Origin of the sequence: Massilia sp. CFBP9026, from assembly GCF_034045165.1 — a bacterium.
Classification (GTDB): domain Bacteria; phylum Pseudomonadota; class Gammaproteobacteria; order Burkholderiales; family Burkholderiaceae_D; genus Telluria; species Telluria arenae.
In genome coordinates this window covers 25470-48676 of sequence record NZ_JAXCWH010000005.1, presented here as the reverse complement: position 1 = coordinate 48676, position 23207 = coordinate 25470, and the positions used below count along the sequence as shown (strand labels likewise).

Genomic DNA, 23207 nt, shown 5'->3' with positions numbered 1-23207 from the left:
AACGACTATGCTAGCCAAACGCATCATCCCCTGCCTGGACGTCACCGGTGGCCGCGTGGTCAAGGGCGTCAACTTCACAGAGCTGCGCGATGCCGGCGATCCGGTCGAGATCGCGCGTCGCTACGACGGGCAGGGCGCCGACGAGATCACCTTCCTCGACATCACCGCCTCCAGCGACAATCGCGACCTGATCCTGCCGATCATTGAAGCGGTCGCCTCGACCGTGTTCATCCCGCTCACCGTCGGTGGCGGCGTGCGCAAGGTCGAGGACGTGCGGCGCCTGCTCAATGCCGGCGCCGACAAGGTCAGCATGAACACCTCGGCCGTCACCAATCCGCAACTGGTGTTCGACGCCGCCAACAAGCACGGCTCGCAGTGCATCGTGGTGGCGATCGACGCCAAGCAGACAGGTCCCGGCAAGTGGGAAGTCTTCACTCACGGCGGCCGCAATGCCACCGGTCTCGACGCGGTGGAATGGGCGCGCAAGATGGAGAGCCTCGGCGCCGGTGAGTTGCTGCTCACTTCGATGGACCGCGATGGCACCAAAATCGGTTTCGACCTGGGCCTGACCCGCGCCGTCTCGGACGCCGTGGGCATTCCCGTGATCGCTTCCGGCGGCGTCGGCGGCCTGCAAGACCTGGCCGACGGCGTGCTCGAAGGCCATGCCGATGCGGTGCTGGCTGCCAGCATCTTTCACTACGGGCAGCACACGGTCGGCGAGGCCAAACGCTTCATGGCCGAGCGCGGCATCCCGATGCGCCTCGATTAAGGAAGCCACATGCCGAACAATGCCAAGTGGCTCAACAAGGTGCGCTGGGACGAGCACGGCCTGGTGCCGGTGATCGCCCAGGAAGCGGCAACCGGCGACATCCTGATGTTCGCCTGGATGAACCGCGAAGCCCTGACCCGCACCGTCGAGACGGGCGAAGCCGTGTACTGGAGCCGCTCGCGCAAGAAGCTGTGGCACAAGGGCGAAGAGTCCGGCCACATCCAGAAGGTGAGCGAGATCCGCCTCGATTGCGACGAAGACGTGGTCCTGCTCAGGATCGAGCAGGTGGGCGGCATCGCCTGCCATACCGGCCGCCATTCCTGCTTCTTCCAGAAGTACGACAATGGCGACTGGCACAGCGTCGAACCGGTGCTGCAGGATCCCGACACCATTTATTCCCCGGACAAGAAGAAGACCCCATGAGCGTTACCCTGGCCCGTGTCGCGGCCGTGATCGAATCGCGCAAGCCCGAGCACGGCGGCGACCCCGCGACTTCCTATGTCGCCAAGCTGTTCGCCAAGGGCGACGACGCCATCCTCAAGAAGATCGGCGAGGAAGCCACCGAGCTGGTGATGGCGGCCAAGGATGCGCGCGTCGCGAACGATCCATCCAAGGTGCTCTACGAATGCGCCGACCTGTGGTTCCATTCGATGGTACTGCTGGCCAAGTTCGACCTCACGCCGCAACAGGTGCTGGACGAGCTGGCGCGGCGCGAAGGCGTGTCCGGTATTGATGAAAAAGCTGCACGCAAGGAATAAATAGTTCCCAAGCATCGCAAGTAAGCGCCTGCTCACTGTGCGTGGCGCCCCTTCCGGTGTCATAATCGGGGACTGAGAGTCATACCGATGTCATGGGGCGCTGATACGATGCCTCGGCTTCACGGGCCTGTAAGTCCTTGAAATGTTGTAATAATCTGGAGACAAGATGGATAACTGCATTTTTTGCAAGATCGTCGCCAAGCAGATTCCGGCCGCCGTCGTCTATGAAGACGAGGACGTGCTGGCATTCAAGGACATCAACCCGGCGGCGCCGGTGCACCTGCTGGTGATCCCGAAGCAGCACGTGTCCACCTTGTCCGACTGCACCGAGGAACACGCTTCGGTGCTGGGCAAGATGCTGGCGCTGGCGCCGAAGCTTGCAAAAGAGAATGGTATTGACGTCAAGACCGGCGCCGACGGCAAGCCGAACGGCGGGTTCAAGACGCTGATCAATACCGGTCCGGACGGCGGGCAGGAGGTATATCACCTGCACCTGCATATGTACGGCGGCCCGCGTCCGTGGCGTGGTCTGGGACTGTGAAGCGGGCTCTAAGCCAGGACTAAGTTTCAAGGGGGCAGAGTGCCCCCGCATCGCGTATACTGAGGTAGACGCTTTCCCCGATTTTTTCAGGCGCACGCGCCTTGCTAGGAGAATAACATGGGTGGTTTGAGTATTTGGCACTGGGTTATCGTGCTGGTGGTCGTGATGCTGATCTTCGGCACCAAGAAGATCAGCAATATGGGTTCGGACCTCGGCAAGGCCGTCAAGGGCTTCAAGGACGGCGTGAAGGGCGACGAAGAGAAGGCTGCGGAAGCGAATCCGGCGGCGCCGGCCCAGCCGACCCAGCAGGTGGCCGACAAGTCGACCATCGACGTGGAAGCCCGCGACAAGACCCGCCTGTAAGCCGCGAGTTCCATGATCGATCTTGGACTGTCGAAAATCGCGATCATCGGCGTGGTCGCCCTGATCGTGATCGGCCCTGAAAAGCTGCCCAAGGTGGCGCGCATGGCCGGGACGCTGTACGGCCGCGCCCAGCGTTACCTGCACGACGTGAAGTCCGAGGTCAGCCGCGAGATCGAGCTCGACGAGCTGCGCAACCTGCACAAGGAAGTGCAGGAGAAAGCGCAATCGTTCAAGAGCGAGGTCGAATCGGCCACCAGCGATTTCGAGTCGTCCGTCACCAGCCACGTCGACGAGGTCGAGGCAATGTGGGATGGCCGCGCGTCCCACGACGCCGGCAACACGATCGCGCCCACCGTGGCCGACATCGACCGCAAGGCCAGGGACTTCCGTCGCAAGAAGCTGGTGCGCACTTCGAGCGTGCCGGCCTGGTACAAGAACCGCCATGGCACCAAGCGCCATGTGATGTCGGGCGCCGCCCGGGTGCGCAAGTTCCGCCCCGGCAGCGCCGGCAAATCCAATTCTTCTTTCTTCTAAATGACAGAGCAAGCCGCCGGCGAAGACACCTTTATCTCGCACCTGGTCGAGCTGCGTGACCGCCTGGTCAAGGCCTCGATCGGGATCGCGATCGTGTGCGCCGTGCTGATGGCGTGGCCGGGGCCGTCGCATATCTACGACCTGATCGCCGCGCCGATGATCGCCTCGATGCCGCCAGGCTCGACCATGATCGCCACCGGCGTCATCTCGCCCTTCCTGGTGCCGATGAAGGTCACCCTGCTGCTGTCCTTCATCCTGGCGCTGCCCTGGGTGTTCTACCAGGCCTGGGCCTTCATCGCGCCTGGCCTGTACGCCCACGAAAAGCGCCTGGTGCTGCCGCTGGTGATCTCGTCCTCGCTACTGTTCATCGCCGGCGTGGCGTTCTGCTACTTCTTCGTGTTCGGCCGCGTGTTCCACTTCATCGGCGAATTCGCGCCGACCTCGATCGCGGTCATGCCCGATATCGAAAACTACCTCGATTTCGTGATGTCGATGTGCCTGGCCTTCGGCGCCTCGTTCGAGGTGCCGGTGGTGGTCGTGATTCTGGTGCGAATGGGCGTAGTCAGCCTCGAGAAGCTGCGCGCGATCCGTTCCTACGTGATCGTCGGCGCCTTCGTGATCGCCGCCATCGTCACCCCGCCGGACGTGGTCAGCCAGCTGGCCCTGGCCATCCCGATGTGCCTGCTCTACGAGCTGGGCCTGCTGGTGGCGCCGATGTTCGCGCGCGCCACCCGCGCGCCGGAAGAAACCGCCTGAACCCTCTCGCGCCGTCGCGCCGGCGCTCGCCGGCGTGGCAAGTTTCGTTTTTTCTTGATTTAAATTCCAAAATAGTAAGAAAATAAGCACAAATCGTTGCCCCACGACAACGAAGCGAAAAAATATCCAAGTAGGAATTGTCCTACGGAAATAGTACGTTCCATAATTGTTCGCATGTGAATGTTCACGAAAGCGTCCCTTTCGTCTTCCGCCATGCGACTGCCATTTCGATTTCCCCCGGCGCCGGGTATCACCCCGCACCAATTCCGGCTGGCCCTGGCCGGCATGCTCGTCCTCGCCGCCCTGCCGCTGCTGGATGGGGTGACGCTCCTCGCGGTCGTGTCGTTCTGCGGCCTGGCCCTGCTGGCCGGCGCCGCCCTGTGGTGCGCGCCCGCGGCGTCGGCGGCGTCCGCGCCCGAGGCCGGGATCGCCAGTGCGGATGACGATGGCATGGCCCCACTGGTGGCCGAGGTGGCGCCGGTCTGGGGCCGCCACGTGCGCAGCGTCAAGGACCAGAGCGAGACCGCGATCGCCCAGCTGCTGGGCGGCTTCAGCGCGCTGCTGCAGCACTTCGAACAGGCTGGCTTCTCCGGCATCCGCAGCGGCCAGGAAGCGGCCGGCAGCGGCAGCGCCCAGCGCCTGGCGACCTGCGAACAGAAGCTCGATCCGGTCATGTCCTGGCTCGAGCAGATGGTGGACAGCAAGACCGAACTCCTGACCCACGTCCGCACCCTGTCGGAAGCGACGTCCGAACTCAAGTCCCTCGCCGGCGAAGTCGGCAAGATCGCGGCCCAGACCAATCTGCTGGCCATCAACGCCGCCATCGAGGCCGCGCGCGCCGGCGAAATGGGGCGCGGCTTCGGCGTCATCGCCGCCGAGGTGCGCAAGCTGTCGAACGTGTCGGCCGACATCGGCACGCGCATCGGCAAGGGCATGGACCGCATGTCGGCCACCATGACGCTGACCCTGGCGTCGGCCGCCGACGCCGACGAGAACGACCGCCGCACCATCGGCGCCTCGCGCGGCGTGGTCGAGGAAGTGCTGGGCCACGTGCGCGGGCTTGGCCTCGACGCCGACACCATGCGCGCGCAGGGCAGCGCGATCCGCGGCGAAGTCGAGCAGATGATCGTCGCGCTGCAGTTCCAGGACCGCATCCGCCAGATCCTGGAGGTGGTCGACGCCGACATCGCCAGGCTGGCGCAGCTGGCGGCCGATGCATCGGCGCCGCTGCCCGCGGCCGAGACCTGGCTCCTCGAGCTGAGCGGCAAATACACGATGGCCGACGAGCACGTCAGCCACGCCCCGGCCGCCAGGCGCGCCGACGCCGATGACGAAGTGACGTTCTTCTGAGCGGCGTTCCCCGATTTCATCCTCTAGCAAAGTGAGCAAACCATGGCAAAAACCGTGATGATCGTCGACGACTCCATCTCCATCCGGCAGGTGGTCGGCCTGACCCTGCGCGGCGCCGGCTACGACGTGGTCGAAGGCAGCAACGGCAAGGACGCCCTGGCGAAACTGGGCCAACAGAAGGTCCACCTGGTTGTCAGCGACGTCAATATGCCCGAAATGAACGGCATCGAATTCGTCAAGGCGGTCAAGGCGCAGCCTGAATACCGCTTCCTGCCGATCATCATGCTCACCACCGAGTCGGGCGACGAGAAGAAGCGCGAAGGCCAGGCCGCCGGCGCCCGCGCCTGGGTGGTCAAGCCGTTCAAGCCCGACGTGCTGCTGAACGCCGTCCAGAAGCTGATCCTGCCCTGACATGAAGCTCACCGCCCATCCGGACGGCGCCGGCACGCTGTCCATCCACGCCGAAGGCGCGCTCACCATCTACGAGGCGGCCGAGGCGCGCGCGGCCCTGCTGGCGCTGGTCGACGGCGTGAGCAGGGTCGAGCTGGACCTCGCGGACGTCGGCGAGATCGACAGCGCCGGCCTGCAGCTGCTGCTGGCGACCGCGCGCACCCTGGGCGCCGGTTTCAGCCTGAAGCGCCCCGGCCCCGCCGTGGTCGAGGCCATCGAGCTGCTCGGCCTGGCGCGGCATCTCCCCATCGCCGCCTGAAAGGAAACCCATGTCGATCGAACAGGCGCTGCAGACCTTCACCGCCGAGTGCCGTGAACTGCTGCACGAAATGGAAGACGCGCTGCTCGGCTGCGTCAAGGGCAATGCGTCCGCCGACAGCATCAATGCGGTGTTCCGCGCAGCCCACACCATCAAGGGCTCGGCCGGACTGTTCGGCCTGGACCACATCGTCGGCTTCACCCACGTCGCCGAGAGCGTGCTCGATGCGGCGCGCGCCGGACGCCAGGCCTTCACGCCGCAACTGATCGAGTTGCTGCTGGCCTGCCGCGACCATATGGCGCGCCTGGTCGACGAGGTGGCGGCCGGCCAGCTGGCCGAAGACCCTGGACTGGCCGAGGCCGGCCTGCCGCTGCGCCAGCGCCTGGCCGCCTACCTGGACGACGCGCCGGCCACCGCTGGCGCCGCGGCCCCGGTCGAGAATGCCGCCGCGGGCGAGGGCGGGCACTGGCATATCTCGCTGCGCTTCGGCAGCGAGGTGCTGCGCAACGGGATGGATCCGATGTCCTTCCTGCGCTACCTGTCGACCCTGGGCACCGTGCTGCACGTGGCGCCGGTGCTGGACGCCGTCCCGGGCCTGGACGCGCTCGACGCCGAAACCTGCTATCTCGGCCTCGAGCTGGCGCTGCGCAGCGATGCCGGCCTGGCCGCCATCGAAGGCGCCTTCGAGTTCGTGCGCGACGACTGCCGCCTGCGCATCGTGGCGCCCGGCAGCCCGGCCGCAACCTGGCGCGCGCTGGTGGACGAATTCCTCGCCGAGCGCGACACCATGCTGCGTCTGCTGGCCGAATGCGGCAGCTGGACCGAGCCCGACGCCGATTGCGCGGGCGAGCTGGAAGTGGCCGACAGCGCCCGTCCGCGCGAGCGGCGCGGCCAGGAAAAGAACAGCGTGCGCGTCGACGCCGACAAGCTCGACCACCTGATCGACCTGGTGGGCGAACTGATCGTGGCCACCGCCGGCGCCAACCTGGCGGCGCGGCGCGCCCAGAACGTCGAGCTGCAGGAATACGGCGCGACCTTGAATTCCCTGGTCGAAGACGTGCGCAACAGCGCGCTGCAGCTGCGCATGGTGAAGATCGGCTCGACCTTCACCCGCTTCAAGCGGGTGGTGCACGACGTCGCGCGCGACCTGGGCAAGGACATCGAGCTGCTGATCGATGGCGAGGACACCGAGCTGGATAAAACCGTGGTCGAGAAGATCGCCGATCCGCTGACCCACCTGGTGCGCAACGCGATCGACCACGGCATCGAACCGGCCGCGCTGCGCCGCGAACGGGGCAAGCCGGCCCATGGCACGATCTGGCTCAATGCCTACCACGACTCCGGCACCGTCGTGATCGAGGTCGGCGACGACGGCGGCGGCCTGCAGCGCGAACGCCTGCTGGCCAAGGCCATCGAACGCGGCATCGTCGAGGAAGGCCGCCACCTGAGCGACGCCGAGGTCTATGCGCTGATCTTCGAGCCGGGCTTCTCGACCGCCGAGCAGGTGACCAACCTGTCCGGACGCGGGGTCGGTATGGACGTCGTCAAGCGCAATATCACGGCGCTGCGCGGCACCATCCAGATCGACAGCACCCCGGGCGTGGGCACCACGATGCGGGTGCGCCTGCCGCTGACCCTGGCGATCATCGACGGCTTCCAGGTCGCGGTCGGCGGTTCGGTGTTCGTGGTGCCGCTCGAGATGGTCGAGGAATGCGTCGAATTCAGGAACGACGACGGCCAGGACTACACCAACCTGCGCGGCACGGTGCTGCCCTTCATCCGCCTGCGCGAACTGTTCGCCCTCGACGGCGCGGCCTCGAGCCGCCAGAGCCTGGTCGTGGTGCGCTACGCCGGCCAGCGCGCCGGCCTGGTGGTCGACGGCCTGCTGGGCGAATCGCAGACCGTCATCAAGCCCCTCGGGAAGATATTCCGGCACATGCGCTGCATCAGCGGTTCCAGCATCCTGGGCAGCGGGGACGTGGCGCTGATCCTTGACGTGCCGTCACTGATCCACCAGGCCGCGGGCGACAGCACCCGCCTGGCGCTGCCGGGCGAATCGGCTTCAACCAACACCCATAACACCCACCTGTCTGAAGGAACACATCATGTTTAAGAGTATGCGGGTCGCTACCCGGCTGGCGCTCGGCTTCGGGATCGTGCTGGTCCTGCTGGTCGCACAGTCCCTGGCCAGCCTGAACAACATGCAGAAGATGAACGAGCAGACGGTCCTGATCACCGAGGACCGCTACGTCAAGACCAAGCTGGCTGCCGAAGCCATCGAGGGCACGCTCGACAACGGCCGCCTGGTGCGTAACGTGCTGCTGGCCACGACCGAGGCCGAGGCCGAGGGCTACAAGGAAACCATCGCCGCCAACCGCACCCGCAACAACGAGATCTACGAACAGCTCGACAAGCTGATCACGACCGACAAGGGCAAGGCGCTGATGAAGGATGCGCTGGAGAAGCGGCGCGTCCTGTCGGGCAAGTACGAGCCGCTGTTCCAGCTGGTCAGGACCGACCGCGAACGCGCGCTTGCCTACCTGATGAACGACTTCGTGGCCGCCAATAACGGCCTGATCGCGGCGGTGCGCGCGATCTCCGGCTACCAGGAAGAGCTGATGCAGGAATCGGCCCGCGAAGCGGCCAGCGCCTACCAGGACGCGAAGAACATGATCGTGACCCTGTCCAGCATCGCCGTGCTGCTGTCGATCCTGATCGCCGTGATCATCACCCGCAACCTGCTCAGGACCCTGGGCGGCGAGCCGGGCTACGCGGCCGACATCCTGCTCGAAGTCTCGAAAGGCAACCTGGCGCTCGAGGTCGAGACCCGCAAGGGCGACACCACCAGCATGATGTACGCGGTCAGGCAGATGGTCGAGCGCCTGGCCCACATCGTCCGCGAAGTCAACAGCGCCACCGACGCCCTGTCGAGCGCCTCGGAAGAAGTCAACGCCACCGCCCAGTCGCTGTCGCAATCGTCCAGCGAACAGGCGGCCGGTGTGGAAGAAACCAGCGCCTCGATCGAGCAGATGACCGCCTCGATCTCGCAGAACACCGAGAATGCGCGCGTCACCGACGGCATGGCGACCAAGTCCGCGGCCGAGGCGCAGGAGGGCGGCGAAGCGGTCAAGGCCACCGTCAGCGCCATGAACCAGATCGCCCAGAAGATCGGCATCATCGACGACATCGCCTACCAGACCAATCTGCTGGCGCTGAACGCCGCCATCGAGGCGGCGCGCGCTGGCGAGCATGGCAAGGGCTTCGCCGTGGTGGCTGCCGAGGTGCGCAAGCTGGCCGAACGCAGCCAGGTGGCAGCCCAGGAAATCAGCACCGTCGCCAGTTCGAGCGTCGAACTGGCCGGCCGCGCCGGCCGCCTGCTCGACGAGATGGTGCCGAATATCCGCAAGACCTCCGACCTGGTGCAGGAGATCACCGCCGCCTCCGAAGAGCAATCGTCGGGCGTCGGCCAGATCAATGCCGCCGTCGGCCAGCTGAGCATGGCGACGCAGCAGAACGCGTCCAGCTCCGAGGAACTGGCGGCGACCGCCGAGGAACTCGCGAGCCAGGCCGAGCAGCTGCAGCAGACGATGGCGTTCTTCACCGTGGCCGGCGAGAAGCAGCGCGATCAACGCAGCCGCAAGGCGCCGGCTTCCAAGCCGGCGCTGGCCAACCGCGGCGCGGCGCGCGCCAGCATGGTCCGCAGCGCGCCGACGGCCGACCTCGACGAAGCCGCCTTCACCAACTTCTAAAGGCCGCGCATGAGACCAGCAACGACGCAGTCGGCGCCGCCCAAGGCAGAGCCGACGCAATACCTGACCTTCAGCTCCGGCAGCGAGACCTTCGCGATCGGCATCCTGGGCGTCAAGGAAATCATCGAGTACGCCGGCGTCACCGAAGTGCCGATGATGTCGGAGTGCGTGCGCGGGGTGATCAACCTGCGCGGCGCGGTCGTCACCGTGATGGATCTCGCGGCGCGCTTCGGCCGCCCGCGCGCGACGATCGGCAAGCGCAGCTGCGTGATCATCGTCGAACTGGAAGAAGCAGGCGAGCAGCACGTGGTCGGCATCCTGGTCGACAGCGTCAGCGCCGTGCTCGAGATCGCGGCCGAGGACATCGAGCCGCCGCCCGGTTTCGGCGCCCGCATCCGCACCGAGTTCATCGCCGGCATGGGCAAGGTGAAGGACAAGTTCGTGATCCTGCTCGACGTCGCGCGCGTGTTCTCGATCGAAGAGATCGCCCTGCTGCAGGCGGCCGGCGCCGGCGCCGAATAAGGCCATCATGCTGCGTCCCGCCATCAGCGACCAGGAGTTCGCTCAGTTCCAGCGCTTCATCTTCGATGCCGCCGGCATCAGCATGTCGGGGGCCAAGAAGGCGCTGGTCAGCGGGCGCCTGGCCAAGCGCCTCGACTACTGCGGGCTGGGAAGCTACGGCGAGTATTTCAGGCTGCTTAGCAGCGGCAAGGCCGAGGGCGAGTTCCAGATGGCGGTCGACCTCCTGACCACCAACGAGACGTATTTCTTCAGGGAGGGCCGCCACTTCGAGGTATTGCGCGAGCAGGCGCTGGCGGCCGCCGATCGGGGCCGCGAATTCCATGTGTGGAGCGCGGCCTGTTCCAGCGGCGAGGAACCGTACAGCATGGCGATGACCCTGGCCGACTGCCTCGACAAGCGCACGCGCTGGAATGTGCTGGGCTCGGACATCAGCACCGCCGTGCTGGCGCGCGCGCGGCGCGGCCACTATCCGCTCGAACGCGCGCGGCTGGTGCCCCGGCCCCTGCTGCAGCGCTTCTGCCTGAAGGGCACCGGCGAGCAGGAAGGCACGCTGCTGGTCTCGAAGGAGCTGCGCAGCCAGGTGCAGTTCGCCCACGTCAACCTGAACGAAGAGCTGCCGCGGCTCGGCCCCTTCGACATGGTCTTCCTGCGCAATGTGATGATCTATTTCAGCAAGGAGACCAAGCGCGAGGTGGTGCGCCGCATCGCCTCGACCCTGCGGCCGGGCGGGATGCTGTGCATCGGCCACTCCGAAAGCCTGCACGATATCTCCGGCGAACTGCGGCCGGTCGCGCCCTCGGTCTACCGCAAGCCCGGGACTGGCGCGTGACCGCGGCCCGCATCAAGGTCATGATCGTGGACGATTCCGCGGTCGTGCGCCAGGTCGCCGCCGAGATCCTGGGCGCCGATCCGGCCATCGAGGTGATCGGCGTGGCCTCGGACCCGATCCTGGCCATGGCGAAGATGAAGAACGCCTGGCCCGACGTGATCCTGCTCGACATCGAGATGCCCAAGATGGATGGCCTGACCTTCCTGCGCCGCATCATGGCCGAGCGGCCCACTGCGGTGGTGATCTGCTCGACGCTGACCGAGCAGGGCGCCCGTACCACGGTCGAGGCACTGGCGGCGGGCGCGGTGACCACGATCGGCAAGCCGAAGCTCGGCATCAAGCAGTTCCTGAACGATTCGACCGAAAACCTGGCGGCGGTGGTCAAGGCGGCGGCGCGCGCCAACGTCGGCGTGCTCGCCGCGCGCGCCCGCAGCGCGCCGGCGGCCGTCCCGGGCGCGCCGGCGCCGAAGCTCAATGCCGACGCGGTGCTGGCTCCGGGCGGCCATGCGCCGCTGGCGCAGACCACCGATCGGGTAGTCGCCATCGGCACCTCCACCGGCGGCACCCAGGCGCTGGAACAGGTGCTGACCGCGTTGCCGCAAGTCGCGCCCGGCATCGTGATCGTCCAGCACATGCCCGAGAAATTCACCGCCGCCTTCGCGGCGCGCCTGGACGGCATCTGCCGCATCCGCGTGCTGGAAGCGCGCTCCGGGATGCGCGTGATGGCGGGGCAGGCCCTGCTGGCCCCCGGCGGCAAGCACCTGCTGCTGCGGCGCAGCGGCGCTCAGTACCACGTCGACGTGGTCGACGGGCCGCTGGTCAACCGCCACCGGCCCTCGGTCGACGTGCTGTTCAGGTCCGTGGCCAAGAGCGCCGGCGCCAACGCGCTCGGGATCATCATGACCGGCATGGGCGACGACGGCGCGGCCGGCCTGTTCGAGATGAAGCAGGCCGGCGCGGCCACCGTCGCCCAGGACGAGGCCAGCTGTGTGGTCTACGGCATGCCCAAGGAAGCCGTCAAGCGCGGCGGCGTCGAGCGCAGCCTGCCGCTGCGCGGGATCGCGGGCGAGATCATGAAGCAGCTGCGCTTCTGACGACCGTGCCGCGGCCTCACGGACAGTTCCCCACGATGTAATAGCCCTGCGCCGTCTGCGCCAGCGTGCTGGTGAAGAAGGTGTTGTACAGCCCCATGGTCTGGTTCGAGCCGTTGGCCAGCGCATAGCCGCTGCTCACGTGGGCGCGGCCCGCCTGCACGTGGGCATAGTTGCTTGCCAGGCTGGTCGTGCAGGTGAACACCGGCGGCGGCGTGCCCGTGCCGACCTGGAAGGCGGGAAGGGCGCAGGCATTCGACGTTTGTCCGTTATTGCCGATGGCCGTCACGCTGCCGCCGTAGCTGCCGTCGGCGCGGTTCGCATAAGCCTTGCTGAAGGCCGTGCCGCTGCCGGCCGCAGCGTCGTCGACCGGCGACGGGCCATTGAGCAGCACCCGGTAGCCGGCGATCGACCCTTCGGCGAAACTGGCGGCGCCGTTCACCGTGACCGTCGATCCCGACACGCTGGCGCTGCACGAGGCCATGACGGGCGCCGGCGACTGCGACACCCGCAGGTTCTTGTTGAACCAAAAATCCATGATGAAGGCCGGGTAGTTCACGCGGGTCGCATTCACGTAGTTGGCGTTCTGGCCACCCGTGCCGGCCGGCCAGGCGTGGGCCAGGCCCGTCACCGTGACCTGCGACGTGCGCACCTTGCCGTTGGCGTCCGTGTATTCCACATTGCTGCCGCTGCCCGGCACGGTCACGGCCGCGCCCTGCGTCCAGGCGCCGCCATACACCTGGCGCATGGCGGCGGCGTCCAGTGGGCCATAGGCCTGCGCCACCGTGTAGTCGCCCGTGCCCCAGATCACGCCGGTGACCTGGGTCGCGAAATGGTCGAGCGCGGTGCCGGCCATCGCGCGGCAGGCATTGGCCGCGGTGGTCGCCGTATAGCCGGAAGGGACGATCGAGATCTGGCCTGTGGTCACGCCCGGCGGCGGTGCAGCGGAGGGGCCCAGGCCGGCGAAGACCTCGGGTGCGGTGCAGCCCAGCACCATGGCCTTGGCGCCGCCCGAGGACAGGCCGGCCACGTACACCTGTTTCGGATCGATCGCGTATTGCGGGTTGGAGAGGAAGCGGTTGATCAGGTCGAGCAGCACCGCGGTGTGGCCATAGGAACGGCTGCGGTTGGTGGCGGCCCAGTCCCAGCAGTGGGTGCCGTAGACGTTGCCGGTGGCGTTCGGCGCCAGGATCACCGCGCCATATTGGTCCGCCACCGCCTTCCAGTTGTAGCCGGCGTCGCCGCTGCCGTTGATCACGTCGCCGCCCGCGGTCTGGGCGCAGCCGTGCAGCACCAGCACCAGGGCGCGCTTGTTGTCCAGGACCGGCGGCGTGGCCGGCCAGTAGTAGTAGCCGTTCAGGGCGCCGCCGTGGGTGGTGTCGTTGGCCCAGACCTGGTTGGCGCTCCAGGCGCCGGGGCCGGCCTGGACCGGGGTTTGTGCGAGGGAAGAAGTGAACGGCGCGCAGAGCGCCAGGCAGATCGCGGCTTGCGCCGCTCGTTGGTGGAAGGGCTGCATGCGTGTCTCCGAATATGATTGTCGTGGGCTGGCCGGGGACGGCCTGCCACATTCATCATAGTTCGGGAGACGGGGCGCACAAGCGGGCGCGCGAGCACGCCGCTTGTGCGTTTTTGCACGGCCCTCATCGGCAATGAGGGCCATGCGCGGAGGGTTACTGCATCAGTTCCGAGATCATCTTGACCGGCGCATTGCCGTAGCTGAGGAACTGATCGTGGAATTCCTTCAGATTGAAGCGTTCGCCCAGCTGCTGCTTGCGGCGCTCGCGCAGTTCCATGATCTGGTGGTAGCCGCTGAAGTAGCTGGTCAGCTGCACCGAGGTCAGGGTCACGCGGCGCCATTTTTCGTCGGCTTCCTGGCGCGTCTGGAAGGCCTGGCGGGTGAGCAGGTCGATCGCCGCCTCTTGCCCCATGCCGTTCACGTGCACGCTGTAGTCGAGGATGGTGTTGGTCACGCTGCGCAGGTTCCATTTCGAGTACATCAGCCACATCTCGGGCGCGTTGTCGCCGTAGCCCGATTCGAGCATCATGCGTTCGCCATACACGGCCCAGCCTTCGACCATGGCGCCATTGCCGAACAGCGATTTGATCAGCGAGGGCGAGCGGTTGGCGTGCACCAGCTGCGCGTAGTGGCCGGGGATCGCCTCGTGGATGTTCAGGATCTGCAGGATCCACTCGTTGTACTCGCGCAGGCTGCTCTCGGCCTGTTCCGGCGTGAGGTTGTCCATCGGCGTGACGTTGTAATACGTCTTGTCCTTGGAGCGGTAAGGGCCCGGCGCGTCGATGCTGGCGCCGGCCACGCCGCGCTGGTACATCGGCGTTTCGCGCACCTCGAGCGGCTTGCTCGGGTCCAGGGTCAGCAGGTCGTGCTTGATCACCCAGTCCTGCAGCAGCGGGATCTGGCGCCGGATCTCGGCAAAGAAGTTCTCGCGCGCGACGTGGCGGCTTGATAACTTGTCGATCATCATGCCGATCTTCTGGAAGCGGTCCTGTGGCTTGTTGACGCCCGCCATATAGCGCGGCCACAGCTCGTCCGAGATGCGGTCCATATTCGACAGCAGTTCCTCGCGCGTGACCAGGGCCTTGCGGAAGGTCTCTTCGGCGCTGGACGACGACTGGATATCGAGCGCGAACTTCTGCTCGTACAGCGCCTTGCCGGCGCGGAAAGGACGCGCCTGGCCGCTGGCCGCCTGGCGCTTCTCCACGCCGTTCAGGAAATCGACGAAGCCCAGCACCGCACTGCCGGCGTTGGCGATGCGCTGGGCGAAGATCGCCTTCTCTTGCGCCGTCAATATCGATTCCTGGGCCGCACGGCCCAGGTCGGCCAGCACCGCCATCGTGCCCGGCGCCTGGCCGATCGCGAGCTGGGTGTGCTCGCGCGTCGGCTTGGTGATCGAGGCTTGCGCCGCCGCGTAATAGGCCGGCACGTCGGCCAGGCGCTTGAGGATGGTGCGCAGGCGCTGCGGCTTGGCCGCGTAGTCGGTGTTCAGGATCAGGTCGAGCGGCGCGGCGACGTTGTACTGCGACGGATTCCACTCGTATTCGCGCCAGGTGTTCAGGCGCCAGCGGTCCTTCTCGAGCTTGTTGACCAGCAGGGCCAGGTCGGTGCGGTAGCGCGGCGACAGCTGCTTGGGATCGAGCTTGCCGAATTTTTCCAGCCACTCGTTGGCGAAGGCCAGCTGCCTGGCGCGCGTGTCGGCATCCGGAATGGTGAGGTTGGCGGCGTTGTCGAACTTGCCGACATAGATGCCGCCTTCGGGATCCACACGCCACAGGGCGGTCAGGTATTGCATGCTCAGGGTCGACATGCGGCGGTCGAGGCGTGCTTCGGCGGCGTTGGCGCTGGCGGCACCTGCGGCGGCAGCGCCGGCGCCGACGGCAGCCGCGCCCACCAGGGCCTTCTTGCCCTTGCTGGAAGTCTTCTTCTTGACGACCTTCGAGGATTTGGCCTTGCCCTTGGCTGGCTTGGAGGTGGCGGCGATGGCCGGCGTCAGTGCGAAACACGCCAGCAAGGCCGCCAGCGCGATTTTCGTTTTCATCATCGTTATTCAGTCCCGTAACTAAGGAGATGCCTGGATGCGCACAGGCGTGAAGGCGTGCAGATTAGCACTAATTGCATCATTTGCGGGCAGTTGAAACATTCCGACACGTTAGAGCCTATCTCAGCAGATGGGAGTCGCTGCTGGCGCGCATGACAAGCGTGGGCGGCGTTGCTCGTCGTTGCATGGCGCCGCCATGCGGCCTCCTCGCGCCTTGCCCACACTCGTCATGCATCGCCATCAGCTTCCTCCCATCTACTGAGATAGGCTCTATGCCAACATTGAGGTTTTGATAAATCAGCGGCCCAAGCCGCTTCGCAGCATCTCCAGCATATCCCCCGGCGACATGCGCGCCGCCATCTCGGTCCCTTCGAGCAGGCTGTCGGCCAGGTCGCGCTTGTGGCGGTGCAGGTCGACGATGCCTTCCTCGATCGTGCCGCGCGCCACCAGGCGGTAGATGGTCACCGGCCGCTGCTGGCCCATGCGGTGCGCGCGATCGGATGCCTGGTCCTCGACCGCCGGGTTCCACCACGGGTCCATGTGGATCACGTAGTCGGCCGCCGTCAGGTTGATGCCGACGCCGCCCGCCTTCAGGCTGATGAGGAACAGGTCGCCCTCGCCGGCCTGGAAGGCATCCACGCGGCGCTTGCGTTCCTGGATCGGGGTCGATCCGTCCAGGTACTGGTAGGCGATGCCCTGGGCGTCGAGATACTGGCGGATCAGGGTCAGGTGATCGACGAACTGGCTGAACACCAGCACCTTGTGCCGGTTCTCGAGCAGGTCGGTGGTCAGGCGCGCAAACGTCGCCAGTTTGCTGCTGGCGATGCCGGCGCCGGGCGCCACCAGCTCGGGATTGCAGCAGGCGCGGCGCAGCCGCATCATCTCGGCCAGGATCTCGATTGCCTTCTGGCCCTCCGGCGCTTCGAGTGCGGCCAGCTTGTCGAGGGCCTGGCGGCGCAGCGATTCATAGAGCGCGTTTTCTTCGGCGCTCAGTTCCACCGGGACCACGATCTCGGTACGCGGCGGCAGCTCGGACAGCACTTGCGCCTTGGTGCGGCGCAGGATGAAGGGCGCGGTCAGGCGCCGCAGGCGGGATCTAGCACCGGCTTCGGCGCGTTTGTCCTGGGCTTTCTCGATCGGGCCGGCAAAGCGCAGCTGGAACTGGTCGGCGCTGCCCAGCAGGCCTGGATTGATGAAGCGGAACAGGTTCCACAATTCTCCCAGGTGGTTTTCCAGCGGCGTGCCGGTGGCTGCCATGCGGAAGTCCCCCTGCAGCGCCATCACCGCCTGCGAGCGCTTGGTGTGCATATTCTTGACCGCCTGGGCCTCGTCGAGCACGATGCTGCGCCAGCGCCGGCCCTTGAAGCGCGCCGCTTCCAGCTGCAGCAGGCCGTAGCTGACCACGACCACGTCGAACGGTCCCGCATTGTCGATCGTCGCGGCGCGTTCGCCGGGACCGAACAGGTGCAGTTTCAAGGTCGGCGCGAAGCGCGCGGCCTCGTCGATCCAGTTCAGGCACACCGTGGTCGGCGCCACGACCAGCGCCGGGCCGTCTTTTGCGCGCGTCAGCAGCAGCGCCAGCGCCTGCAGGGTCTTGCCGAGACCCATGTCGTCGGCCAGGCAGGCGCCGACGCCCCAGTGCGCCAGGCGCGCCAGCCACTGGAAGCCGTCGACCTGGTAATCGCGCAGCTCGGCCTGCAGGGTGGAAGGCAGCTCGGGCAGGTACGCGGCATTGTCGGCCATGCGTTCCAGGTGCCCCTGCCAGGCCTTGTCGGCGTCGACGTGGCCGGCCTCGCGCGCCAGCTCGTCGAGCGCGAAGCTGGCCAGCGCATGGGTGCGGATGCCGTCGCCATGCAACTCGCCATAGGCGCCCAGCTCCGTCAGGCGCCGGTGCAGCTCGTCGGACAGGGCCAGGTATTCGTTCTCGCCCAGGGCCACGAAGCGGCTGCCGCTCTCCTGGATCTTTTCCAGCAGGGTGCGCAGGTTCATCACGCGGCCTTCGTCGATCACGACGTCGCCGCTGGCCGCGAACCAGTCGCGTTCGCGCCGGATCTGCACCCGCACCGATTTGGTCGTGGCCTTTCTCGTCACCCTGAATTTCTCGCCTTCGGGCCAGGCGACCACGATGGACTCGCCATCCAGCGCGCGCAGCTGGTCGACCAGTTCCAATGCCAGCAGCGGCTGGCCGAGCAGCCATTCGCCGTGGTCCGGTTCCGCGTGTTCGAGCGCCTGGCATGCGCCGATCAGCTGGCGCTCGGCTTCGCGTTCGGCGTTCAGGTCACGCCGGGCTTCGGTGCGGATGCCGTCGACGTCGGCGATCACATTGGCCGCGCCTTCGCCGGGGCCATAATACGCGCCGCCCGGCAGGGGACGCACCAGCAGCTGCATGCGCATGCCATGCTGGTAGGGACGCAAGAGCACGTGCAGGCGCGGGTCGGCCGGCACGGTCTCGATATCGCTGCTGCTGGCGCCGATGTCCGACTGCACGGTGACGATCGACGACACCGCGCCGATCGCGCGCAGCACGCGCCGTTCCGCTTCCATCGGCACCGTCAAGCCTTCTCCGACGATGGCGGCGATGCGCCGATGCTCGTCCCTGATGTGCACCAGGCGCAGGCGGGTCGGCGTCTCGCGCGTGACCACGACGTCGCCGTTATTGTCTTCGACCGGCGGGTTCAGCACGATCGACACCTTGTCGCCCAGTTTCTTGACCAGCAATTCCGGCTCGCCCGGCAGCAGCTCGACCCGGGTGCCGGGAGACTCCATCCAGAACAGCAGCGGGTGGCCGACCAGGGCCGGCAGCGCCTTGTGCACTTCGAGTTCGAAACGGATGCCGCTGCCGGCGTAGTAGCGGCGGCCGGCGATCGCGTTCACGGCCTGCAGGTCTTGCGCGGTCAGGAAGTCGAGCCCGGCGCCTTCCTCGGCCAGGCGTTTCAGGCCCATGGCGCGGCCGCGGCTCCAGCCGCCTTGCGCATCGCGTTTCTGCTCGCGCGGCTCCAGCTCCTGCACGCCCAGGTGCGGGTCGTAGCGGATCAGCCAGACCAGCCTGGATTCGCGCACGGTTTCCACGTTCGCCGCCGGCTGCAGGTTGATCAGGGCATTGAGCTGGCGTTCCCAGGGTTCCTCGCGCGCAAACCAGCCGGTCATGTCGGGCAGGCGGTGCTTGCGTCGCAGTTCGCTGGCGCGCGCTTCGTGGGCCAGGTGGCCGGCCTGGCCCATCTGCGCCAGCACGCCGGCCAGCTGGGCCGACCACAGGTCGAAGCCGGCCGTCTCGGATTGCAGCAGCATGTCTTCCAGCCGCGCGCCTTGCGCGCTCAGTGAGGGCAGGGCCAGCCAGTGATGGATCAGGGCGCGGAACACGGTCGGCTCCAGCGACATCTCCCAGCTGCGCGTGCCGAACAGTGCCGCGTCGACGGTGCCGCGCTGGATCTCGTGCAGCATGCCAAGCTGGAACCACACCGCGTTGTCGGCCCGCTGTACCGCGCGCGTCTCGATCTCGAGCCAGGCGTCGGCCAGCTTGAGGTGGCCCGGGTCGCTGCTGCGCAGCAGGGCGGCCATCGCGATGTGCGCGCAGTGGCCGTCGAATACCGCCTTGCGCTTGCCGGTTTCGCGGCGCAGCTGCTTGATCGACGCATCGATGCCGGCCAGGCCCGCATCGCTATCGTCGCGCAGCACCTGTACCACGCTGCGCAGGAACAGGCCGGGCGAATCGCTCATTTCGTTCACCAGCGCCAGGGCGTCGTCCAGGCGGCCGCACAGGATGTAATGTTCGCCGAGCGAACGGCGCAGCGGGCTTTCGGGGCTGCTGCGCGGTATCAGGCGCTCGGCGTACTCGCGCACGCCCGGCGCCAGCGCCGGTTCGCTGCGCGCATGCATGACCAGGATGTGCAGGATGCCTTCGCGCAGGCGCGGGTGGATGCGTTCCATCAGCGACGGCGCGAACGGGCGCGCGCAGACGTCGACCAGCGGATGCAGGTAGCTCGCCTCGTGGCAGCGCTGGCAGGCATCCAGCAGCGGGAATACGACGTCATGTTCCTGGCCCGTCAGCAGGGCGATGCGCAGCAGGGCCAGGCCCTGGCGGTAGGTGCGCAGCATCAGGTTCCCCTGCCAGTCGCGGCGCACGGTCGACACCTGGGCATAGGCGCCGGCCACATTGTCGAACAGGCCATCGTCGAGGGCCGCGTCCAGCACCGGCCAGGCAAGGTCGGGAGCGATGCCGACGCCGCGCTCGCTCATGTCGACCACCAGGCCGCGCTCGCGCAGGCGCGCCAGTTCATCGGCCCATTGCGCGAGCGGCAGCGCCACGCCCAGGGCCCGCATATGCTCCAGGATGCGCTGGCGGCCCATCGGCTCGCCCGCGATCGCCAGCACGACCAGCAGTGCGCGTTCTTCCGCCGTGCAGGCGGCCAGGCGCGCGTTCACGTCCTCCACCATCACGCGAGATTCTCGATCTCGATCGCAGGCAGGCCGTCCGGCACCGGGATGCCGAACACGCGCAGGTAGAAATACAACTCCGCTTCCAGCGTACGCACCACGCTGGAAGCCTTGCGCAAGCCATGGCCCTCGCCTTCGAGCGTCAGGTAGGCCACCGGCAGCTTGCGCGCGCGCAGCGCCTCGACCACGCTCTCGGATTGCTGCGGCGGCACCACCTTGTCGTCCAGGCCCTGGAAGAAGATCATCGGCCGGCGCAGTTTATCGGTATGGTGGATCGGCGAGCGCTCGCGGTACACCGCGGCGGCGGTTTCCGGCGGCGCGATCAGGTACTGGTTGTAGTGCGACTCGAACTTGTGCGAATCGGCGTCCAGTCCCGCCAGGTCGGACACGCCGTAGTAGCTGGCGCCGGCCTTGAACACGTCGTGGAAGCTGAGTGCGGACAGCACCGTCAGGCCGCCGGCGCTGCTGCCGCGGATCAGCAGGCGCTCAGGGTCGACGACGCCTTGCGCCGCCAGGTGGCGGGCGCCGGCCACGCAATCCTCGACGTCGACCACGCCCCATTGGTGCTTGAGCAGGTTGCGGTAAGCGCGGCCGAAGCCGGTGCTGCCGCCATAGTTCACGTCGAGCACGGCGAAGCCGCGGCTGGTCCAGTATTGGGTGGACAGCTTCAGGGTGCTGGCTGCCATGCCGGTCGGGCCGCCGTGGCCGATCACGATCAGCGGCGGCAGTTCGCCATCTTGCGGCGCGTGGTCGGCATTGGTCGGCGCATAATAGAAGGCGTGGGCGGTGCGACCATTCTCACTGGAGTAGTCGATCGCCAGCGGCACCGACAGGTAGCCGGTGGCCGGCAGTTGCGGGATCGAGTGGGCCAGCACCTCGCTGGCGCCAGTCTCCAGGTCGATCCGCGCCAGCTCCGGCGCGATGGTCGGCGCGCCGCCCAGCAGGGCCACGACGTCGCCCTGCACCCGCAGCTCGCGGATTTCTTCATACGGCGACTCCAGCGGAATCAGGTTGCCGCCCGCCAGCCTTGCCAGATAGCTGACGCCTTGTTCGACGTAGGCGCACACGATCTGGTCCTCGGAGCGAAAGCCATACAGCGCACCGCCGAAGCTCCAGTGCGGGCCGGCGAATTCGGCCCCGCGCGGGCACAGCGCATGCACGACGCCGTGGTCGTAGCGGTACAGGTTCCACCAGCCGCTGCGGTCCGACACGAAGTGCAGCACGCCGCCGGGCGACCACTCGGGCTGGCAGATCGATTCTTCAGGGCCACCCGCGATCAGACGGCCGTTCACCAGTGAACCGTCATCGGCCACGTCGGCCAGCCACAGTTCCGTGCCTTCCCACGGCATGCGCGGATGGTCCCAGCACAGCCAGGCCAGCTGGCGGCCATCGGGCGACAGGCGCGGCGCCGCATAGAAGTCGTTGCCGTCCACGAGCACGGTCTCGACGCCGTCGAAGCCGACCGCGGCCAGCGTATTGACGGGGTAGGTGGCGCCGGCCGAATGATCCTCGCGCACGGCGATCAGGCGCTGGCGCGCGCCATTGAGCACGAAGTCGGCAAAGCGGTGGCCAGTGCCCTCGGCCGTCACGGCGACCGGCTGGCCATCCGCCTCGACCCGGTACAGGCGGTTGTCCACATGGTGCGAGAACCAGGCCGTGCCGCCAGCCAGCAGGCAGGCGCCGCCGCCGTATTCATGGACGCGGCTGCGCACATTGAAGGGCGCCGGCGTCAGCTCGCGCGTGCCGCCGGCGTCGTGGACCATGAGCGTCGTGCGTCCACCCTCGCTGGCGCGGCCCTCGAGCCAGCCCAGGCGCGGCCCGTCGAGCATCAGCTGGGCCAGCGGCACCGCACCGGCGGCGACCACCGCGGCGCTGATCGGGGACGGCCAGGCGCCGCAGGGCAGTGGTTGTTTGCTGGTGGCAATCGTCATGATCTGGGCTCTTTCCTTGGTGGGGCGCCTATTATAGTGTTCGCCCAAGAATGCGATAATAGCCGTTTCCTTACCAACGCCATTGTCAGCCATGCCACAATTTGCCCCGCTCCAGAACGACACCTTCCTGCGTGCGCTGTTGCGCCAGCCGACCGACTACACCCCGGTGTGGCTGATGCGCCAGGCGGGCCGCTACCTGCCGGAATACCGCGCCACCCGCGCGCGCGCCGGTTCGTTCCTGGGGCTGGCGAAGAATCCCGACTACGCCACCGAAGTCACGCTGCAGCCGATCGACCGCTATCCGCTGGACGCGTCGATCCTGTTCTCGGACATCCTGACGGTGCCGGACGCGATGGGCCTGGGCCTGTATTTCGCCGACGGCGAAGGCCCGAAGTTCGAGCGTCCGCTGCGCACCGAGGCCGAAGTGAACGCGCTGGCCGTCCCGGACATGGCCTCGCTCGACTACGTGTTCAAGGCCGTGACCTCGATCCGCACCGCGCTCAATGGCCGCGTGCCGCTGATCGGCTTCTCGGGCAGCCCGTGGACGCTGGCCTGCTATATGGTCGAAGGCGGCGGCTCGCGTGAATTCCACACGGTCAAGAAGATGCTGTATAGCCGTCCGGACCTGATGCACCGCATCCTGGACATCAATGCGCAAGCCGTGACCCAGTACCTGAATGCCCAGATCGACGCTGGCGCCCAGGCCGTAATGATCTTCGATTCCTGGGGCGGGGCGCTGGCCGACGGCGCCTACCAGGAGTTCTCGCTCGATTACATGCGCAAGATCCTCGCCGGCCTGAAGCGCGAGCACGATGGCGTGCGCATCCCGGCGATCGTCTTTACCAAGGGCGGCGGCATGTGGCTGGACGAGATGGCCGACATCGGCGCCGACGCGCTGGGCCTGGACTGGACCGTCAACCTGGGCCGCGCGCGCAAGCTGGTGGGCGACCGCGTGGCGCTGCAGGGCAATCTCGATCCGGCCATCCTGTTCGCCGAGCCGGACCAGATCCGCGCCGAAGTCGAGCGCTCGCTCACCGCCTATGGCGCGCCGTCGAGCGGCCATGGCCACGTGTTCAACCTGGGCCACGGCATCTCGCAATTCACGCCGCCGGAATCGGTCAGCGCCATGGTCGACGCGGTGCATAGCTTCAGCCGCAAGCAGCGCGCCGCCTGAATTATTCCCCACGATTGGCGGCCCACTTGACAAGGCCGCCCGTCACCCCTCTCACTTGTTCACAACTTCCTAAAAGTGGGTAAAAATTCCTGTGGACATCTCGGCATCTTCTGAATCATCGTAAAACGATGATTTATAAGCGT

At 66.9% G+C, this 23207-nt stretch carries 20 protein-coding genes; 16 read left to right on the top strand and 4 right to left on the bottom strand.

Features of this window, described 5'->3' with window-relative positions:
* Positions 1 to 7 precede the first annotated feature (7 nt).
* The 15 genes from hisF to SOM28_RS13410 all read left to right on the top strand — a co-directional run bounded on the left by hisF (position 8) and on the right by SOM28_RS13410 (position 11974).
* Positions 8 to 769 (top strand): imidazole glycerol phosphate synthase subunit HisF, encoded by a 762-nt coding sequence (gene hisF, locus SOM28_RS13480; RefSeq protein WP_320468425.1) that lies wholly within the window; start codon positions 8 to 10, stop codon positions 767 to 769.
* A gap of 9 nt (positions 770 to 778) precedes the next feature.
* Positions 779 to 1192: a phosphoribosyl-AMP cyclohydrolase gene (gene hisI / locus SOM28_RS13475; protein ID WP_123068019.1), complete on the top strand. Its 414-nt coding sequence runs from the start codon at positions 779 to 781 to the stop codon at positions 1190 to 1192.
* Entirely contained in the window at positions 1189 to 1527 is a 339-nt protein-coding gene (locus SOM28_RS13470) for a phosphoribosyl-ATP diphosphatase (protein WP_147933563.1), read from the top strand. The genes hisI and SOM28_RS13470 overlap by 4 nt, the downstream gene beginning before the upstream one ends.
* A gap of 166 nt (positions 1528 to 1693) precedes the next feature.
* A complete protein-coding gene (locus SOM28_RS13465; protein ID WP_123068021.1) occupies positions 1694 to 2068 on the top strand; it encodes a histidine triad nucleotide-binding protein in 375 nt (124 codons plus the stop codon).
* A 117-nt stretch (positions 2069 to 2185) separates the two neighbouring features.
* Entirely contained in the window at positions 2186 to 2431 is a 246-nt protein-coding gene (gene tatA, locus SOM28_RS13460) for a Sec-independent protein translocase subunit TatA (protein ID WP_123068022.1), read from the top strand.
* Positions 2432 to 2443: 12 nt separating this feature from the next.
* On the top strand, positions 2444 to 2965 hold the full coding sequence (tatB, locus tag SOM28_RS13455) for a Sec-independent protein translocase protein TatB (RefSeq protein WP_320468424.1): 522 nt from the start codon (positions 2444 to 2446) through the stop codon (positions 2963 to 2965).
* Positions 2966 to 3721: a twin-arginine translocase subunit TatC gene (gene tatC, locus SOM28_RS13450; protein WP_123068024.1), complete on the top strand. Its 756-nt coding sequence runs from the start codon at positions 2966 to 2968 to the stop codon at positions 3719 to 3721.
* A gap of 213 nt (positions 3722 to 3934) precedes the next feature.
* Positions 3935 to 5071 (top strand): methyl-accepting chemotaxis protein, encoded by a 1137-nt coding sequence (locus SOM28_RS13445; RefSeq protein WP_320468423.1) that lies wholly within the window; start codon positions 3935 to 3937, stop codon positions 5069 to 5071.
* 42 nt (positions 5072 to 5113) lie between these two features.
* On the top strand, positions 5114 to 5482 hold the full coding sequence (locus tag SOM28_RS13440) for a response regulator (RefSeq protein ID WP_123068026.1): 369 nt from the start codon (positions 5114 to 5116) through the stop codon (positions 5480 to 5482).
* A 1-nt stretch (position 5483) separates the two neighbouring features.
* Positions 5484 to 5780, top strand: coding sequence for an STAS domain-containing protein (locus tag SOM28_RS13435; protein WP_320468422.1), 297 nt, complete (start codon positions 5484 to 5486; stop codon positions 5778 to 5780).
* Between the two features lie 10 nt (positions 5781 to 5790).
* Positions 5791 to 7893, top strand: a complete 2103-nt coding sequence (locus SOM28_RS13430) for a chemotaxis protein CheA (RefSeq protein ID WP_320468421.1) — start codon at positions 5791 to 5793, stop codon at positions 7891 to 7893.
* The gene (locus tag SOM28_RS13425) at positions 7886 to 9529 is read left to right on the top strand and encodes a methyl-accepting chemotaxis protein (RefSeq protein WP_320468420.1); all 1644 of its coding nucleotides are present in this window, start codon (positions 7886 to 7888) and stop codon (positions 9527 to 9529) included. Before SOM28_RS13430 ends, SOM28_RS13425 begins: the two co-directional genes overlap by 8 nt.
* A 9-nt stretch (positions 9530 to 9538) precedes the next feature.
* Positions 9539 to 10051 (top strand): chemotaxis protein CheW, encoded by a 513-nt coding sequence (locus SOM28_RS13420; RefSeq protein WP_320468419.1) that lies wholly within the window; start codon positions 9539 to 9541, stop codon positions 10049 to 10051.
* 7 nt (positions 10052 to 10058) lie between these two features.
* Entirely contained in the window at positions 10059 to 10880 is an 822-nt protein-coding gene (locus SOM28_RS13415) for a CheR family methyltransferase (RefSeq protein WP_320468418.1), read from the top strand.
* A 20-nt stretch (positions 10881 to 10900) separates the two neighbouring features.
* A complete protein-coding gene (locus SOM28_RS13410) occupies positions 10901 to 11974 on the top strand; it encodes a protein-glutamate methylesterase/protein-glutamine glutaminase (RefSeq protein WP_123068042.1) in 1074 nt (357 codons plus the stop codon).
* Positions 11975 to 11990: 16 nt separating this feature from the next.
* On the opposite strand, the gene SOM28_RS13405 is transcribed toward SOM28_RS13410, so the two are convergent.
* From SOM28_RS13405 to SOM28_RS13390, 4 genes are all read right to left on the bottom strand, one after another.
* On the bottom strand, positions 11991 to 13487 hold the full coding sequence (locus SOM28_RS13405; RefSeq protein ID WP_320468417.1) for an extracellular catalytic domain type 1 short-chain-length polyhydroxyalkanoate depolymerase: 1497 nt from the start codon (positions 13485 to 13487) through the stop codon (positions 11991 to 11993).
* A gap of 154 nt (positions 13488 to 13641) precedes the next feature.
* A complete protein-coding gene (locus SOM28_RS13400) occupies positions 13642 to 15528 on the bottom strand; it encodes a DUF885 domain-containing protein (protein ID WP_123068033.1) in 1887 nt (628 codons plus the stop codon).
* Between the two features lie 294 nt (positions 15529 to 15822).
* Positions 15823 to 19959, bottom strand: a complete 4137-nt coding sequence (locus tag SOM28_RS13395) for a DEAD/DEAH box helicase (protein WP_320468639.1) — start codon at positions 19957 to 19959, stop codon at positions 15823 to 15825.
* Positions 19959 to 21890 carry a S9 family peptidase gene (locus SOM28_RS13390; protein WP_320468416.1) on the bottom strand — a complete coding sequence of 644 codons (1932 nt, stop codon included), beginning with the start codon at positions 21888 to 21890 and terminating at the stop codon, positions 19959 to 19961. Before SOM28_RS13390 ends, SOM28_RS13395 begins: the two co-directional genes overlap by 1 nt.
* A 91-nt stretch (positions 21891 to 21981) precedes the next feature.
* Between SOM28_RS13390 and hemE the strand changes: the two genes are divergently transcribed.
* The gene (gene hemE / locus SOM28_RS13385) at positions 21982 to 23064 is read left to right on the top strand and encodes a uroporphyrinogen decarboxylase (protein WP_320468415.1); all 1083 of its coding nucleotides are present in this window, start codon (positions 21982 to 21984) and stop codon (positions 23062 to 23064) included.
* The last annotated feature ends 143 nt before the right edge of the window (positions 23065 to 23207 follow it).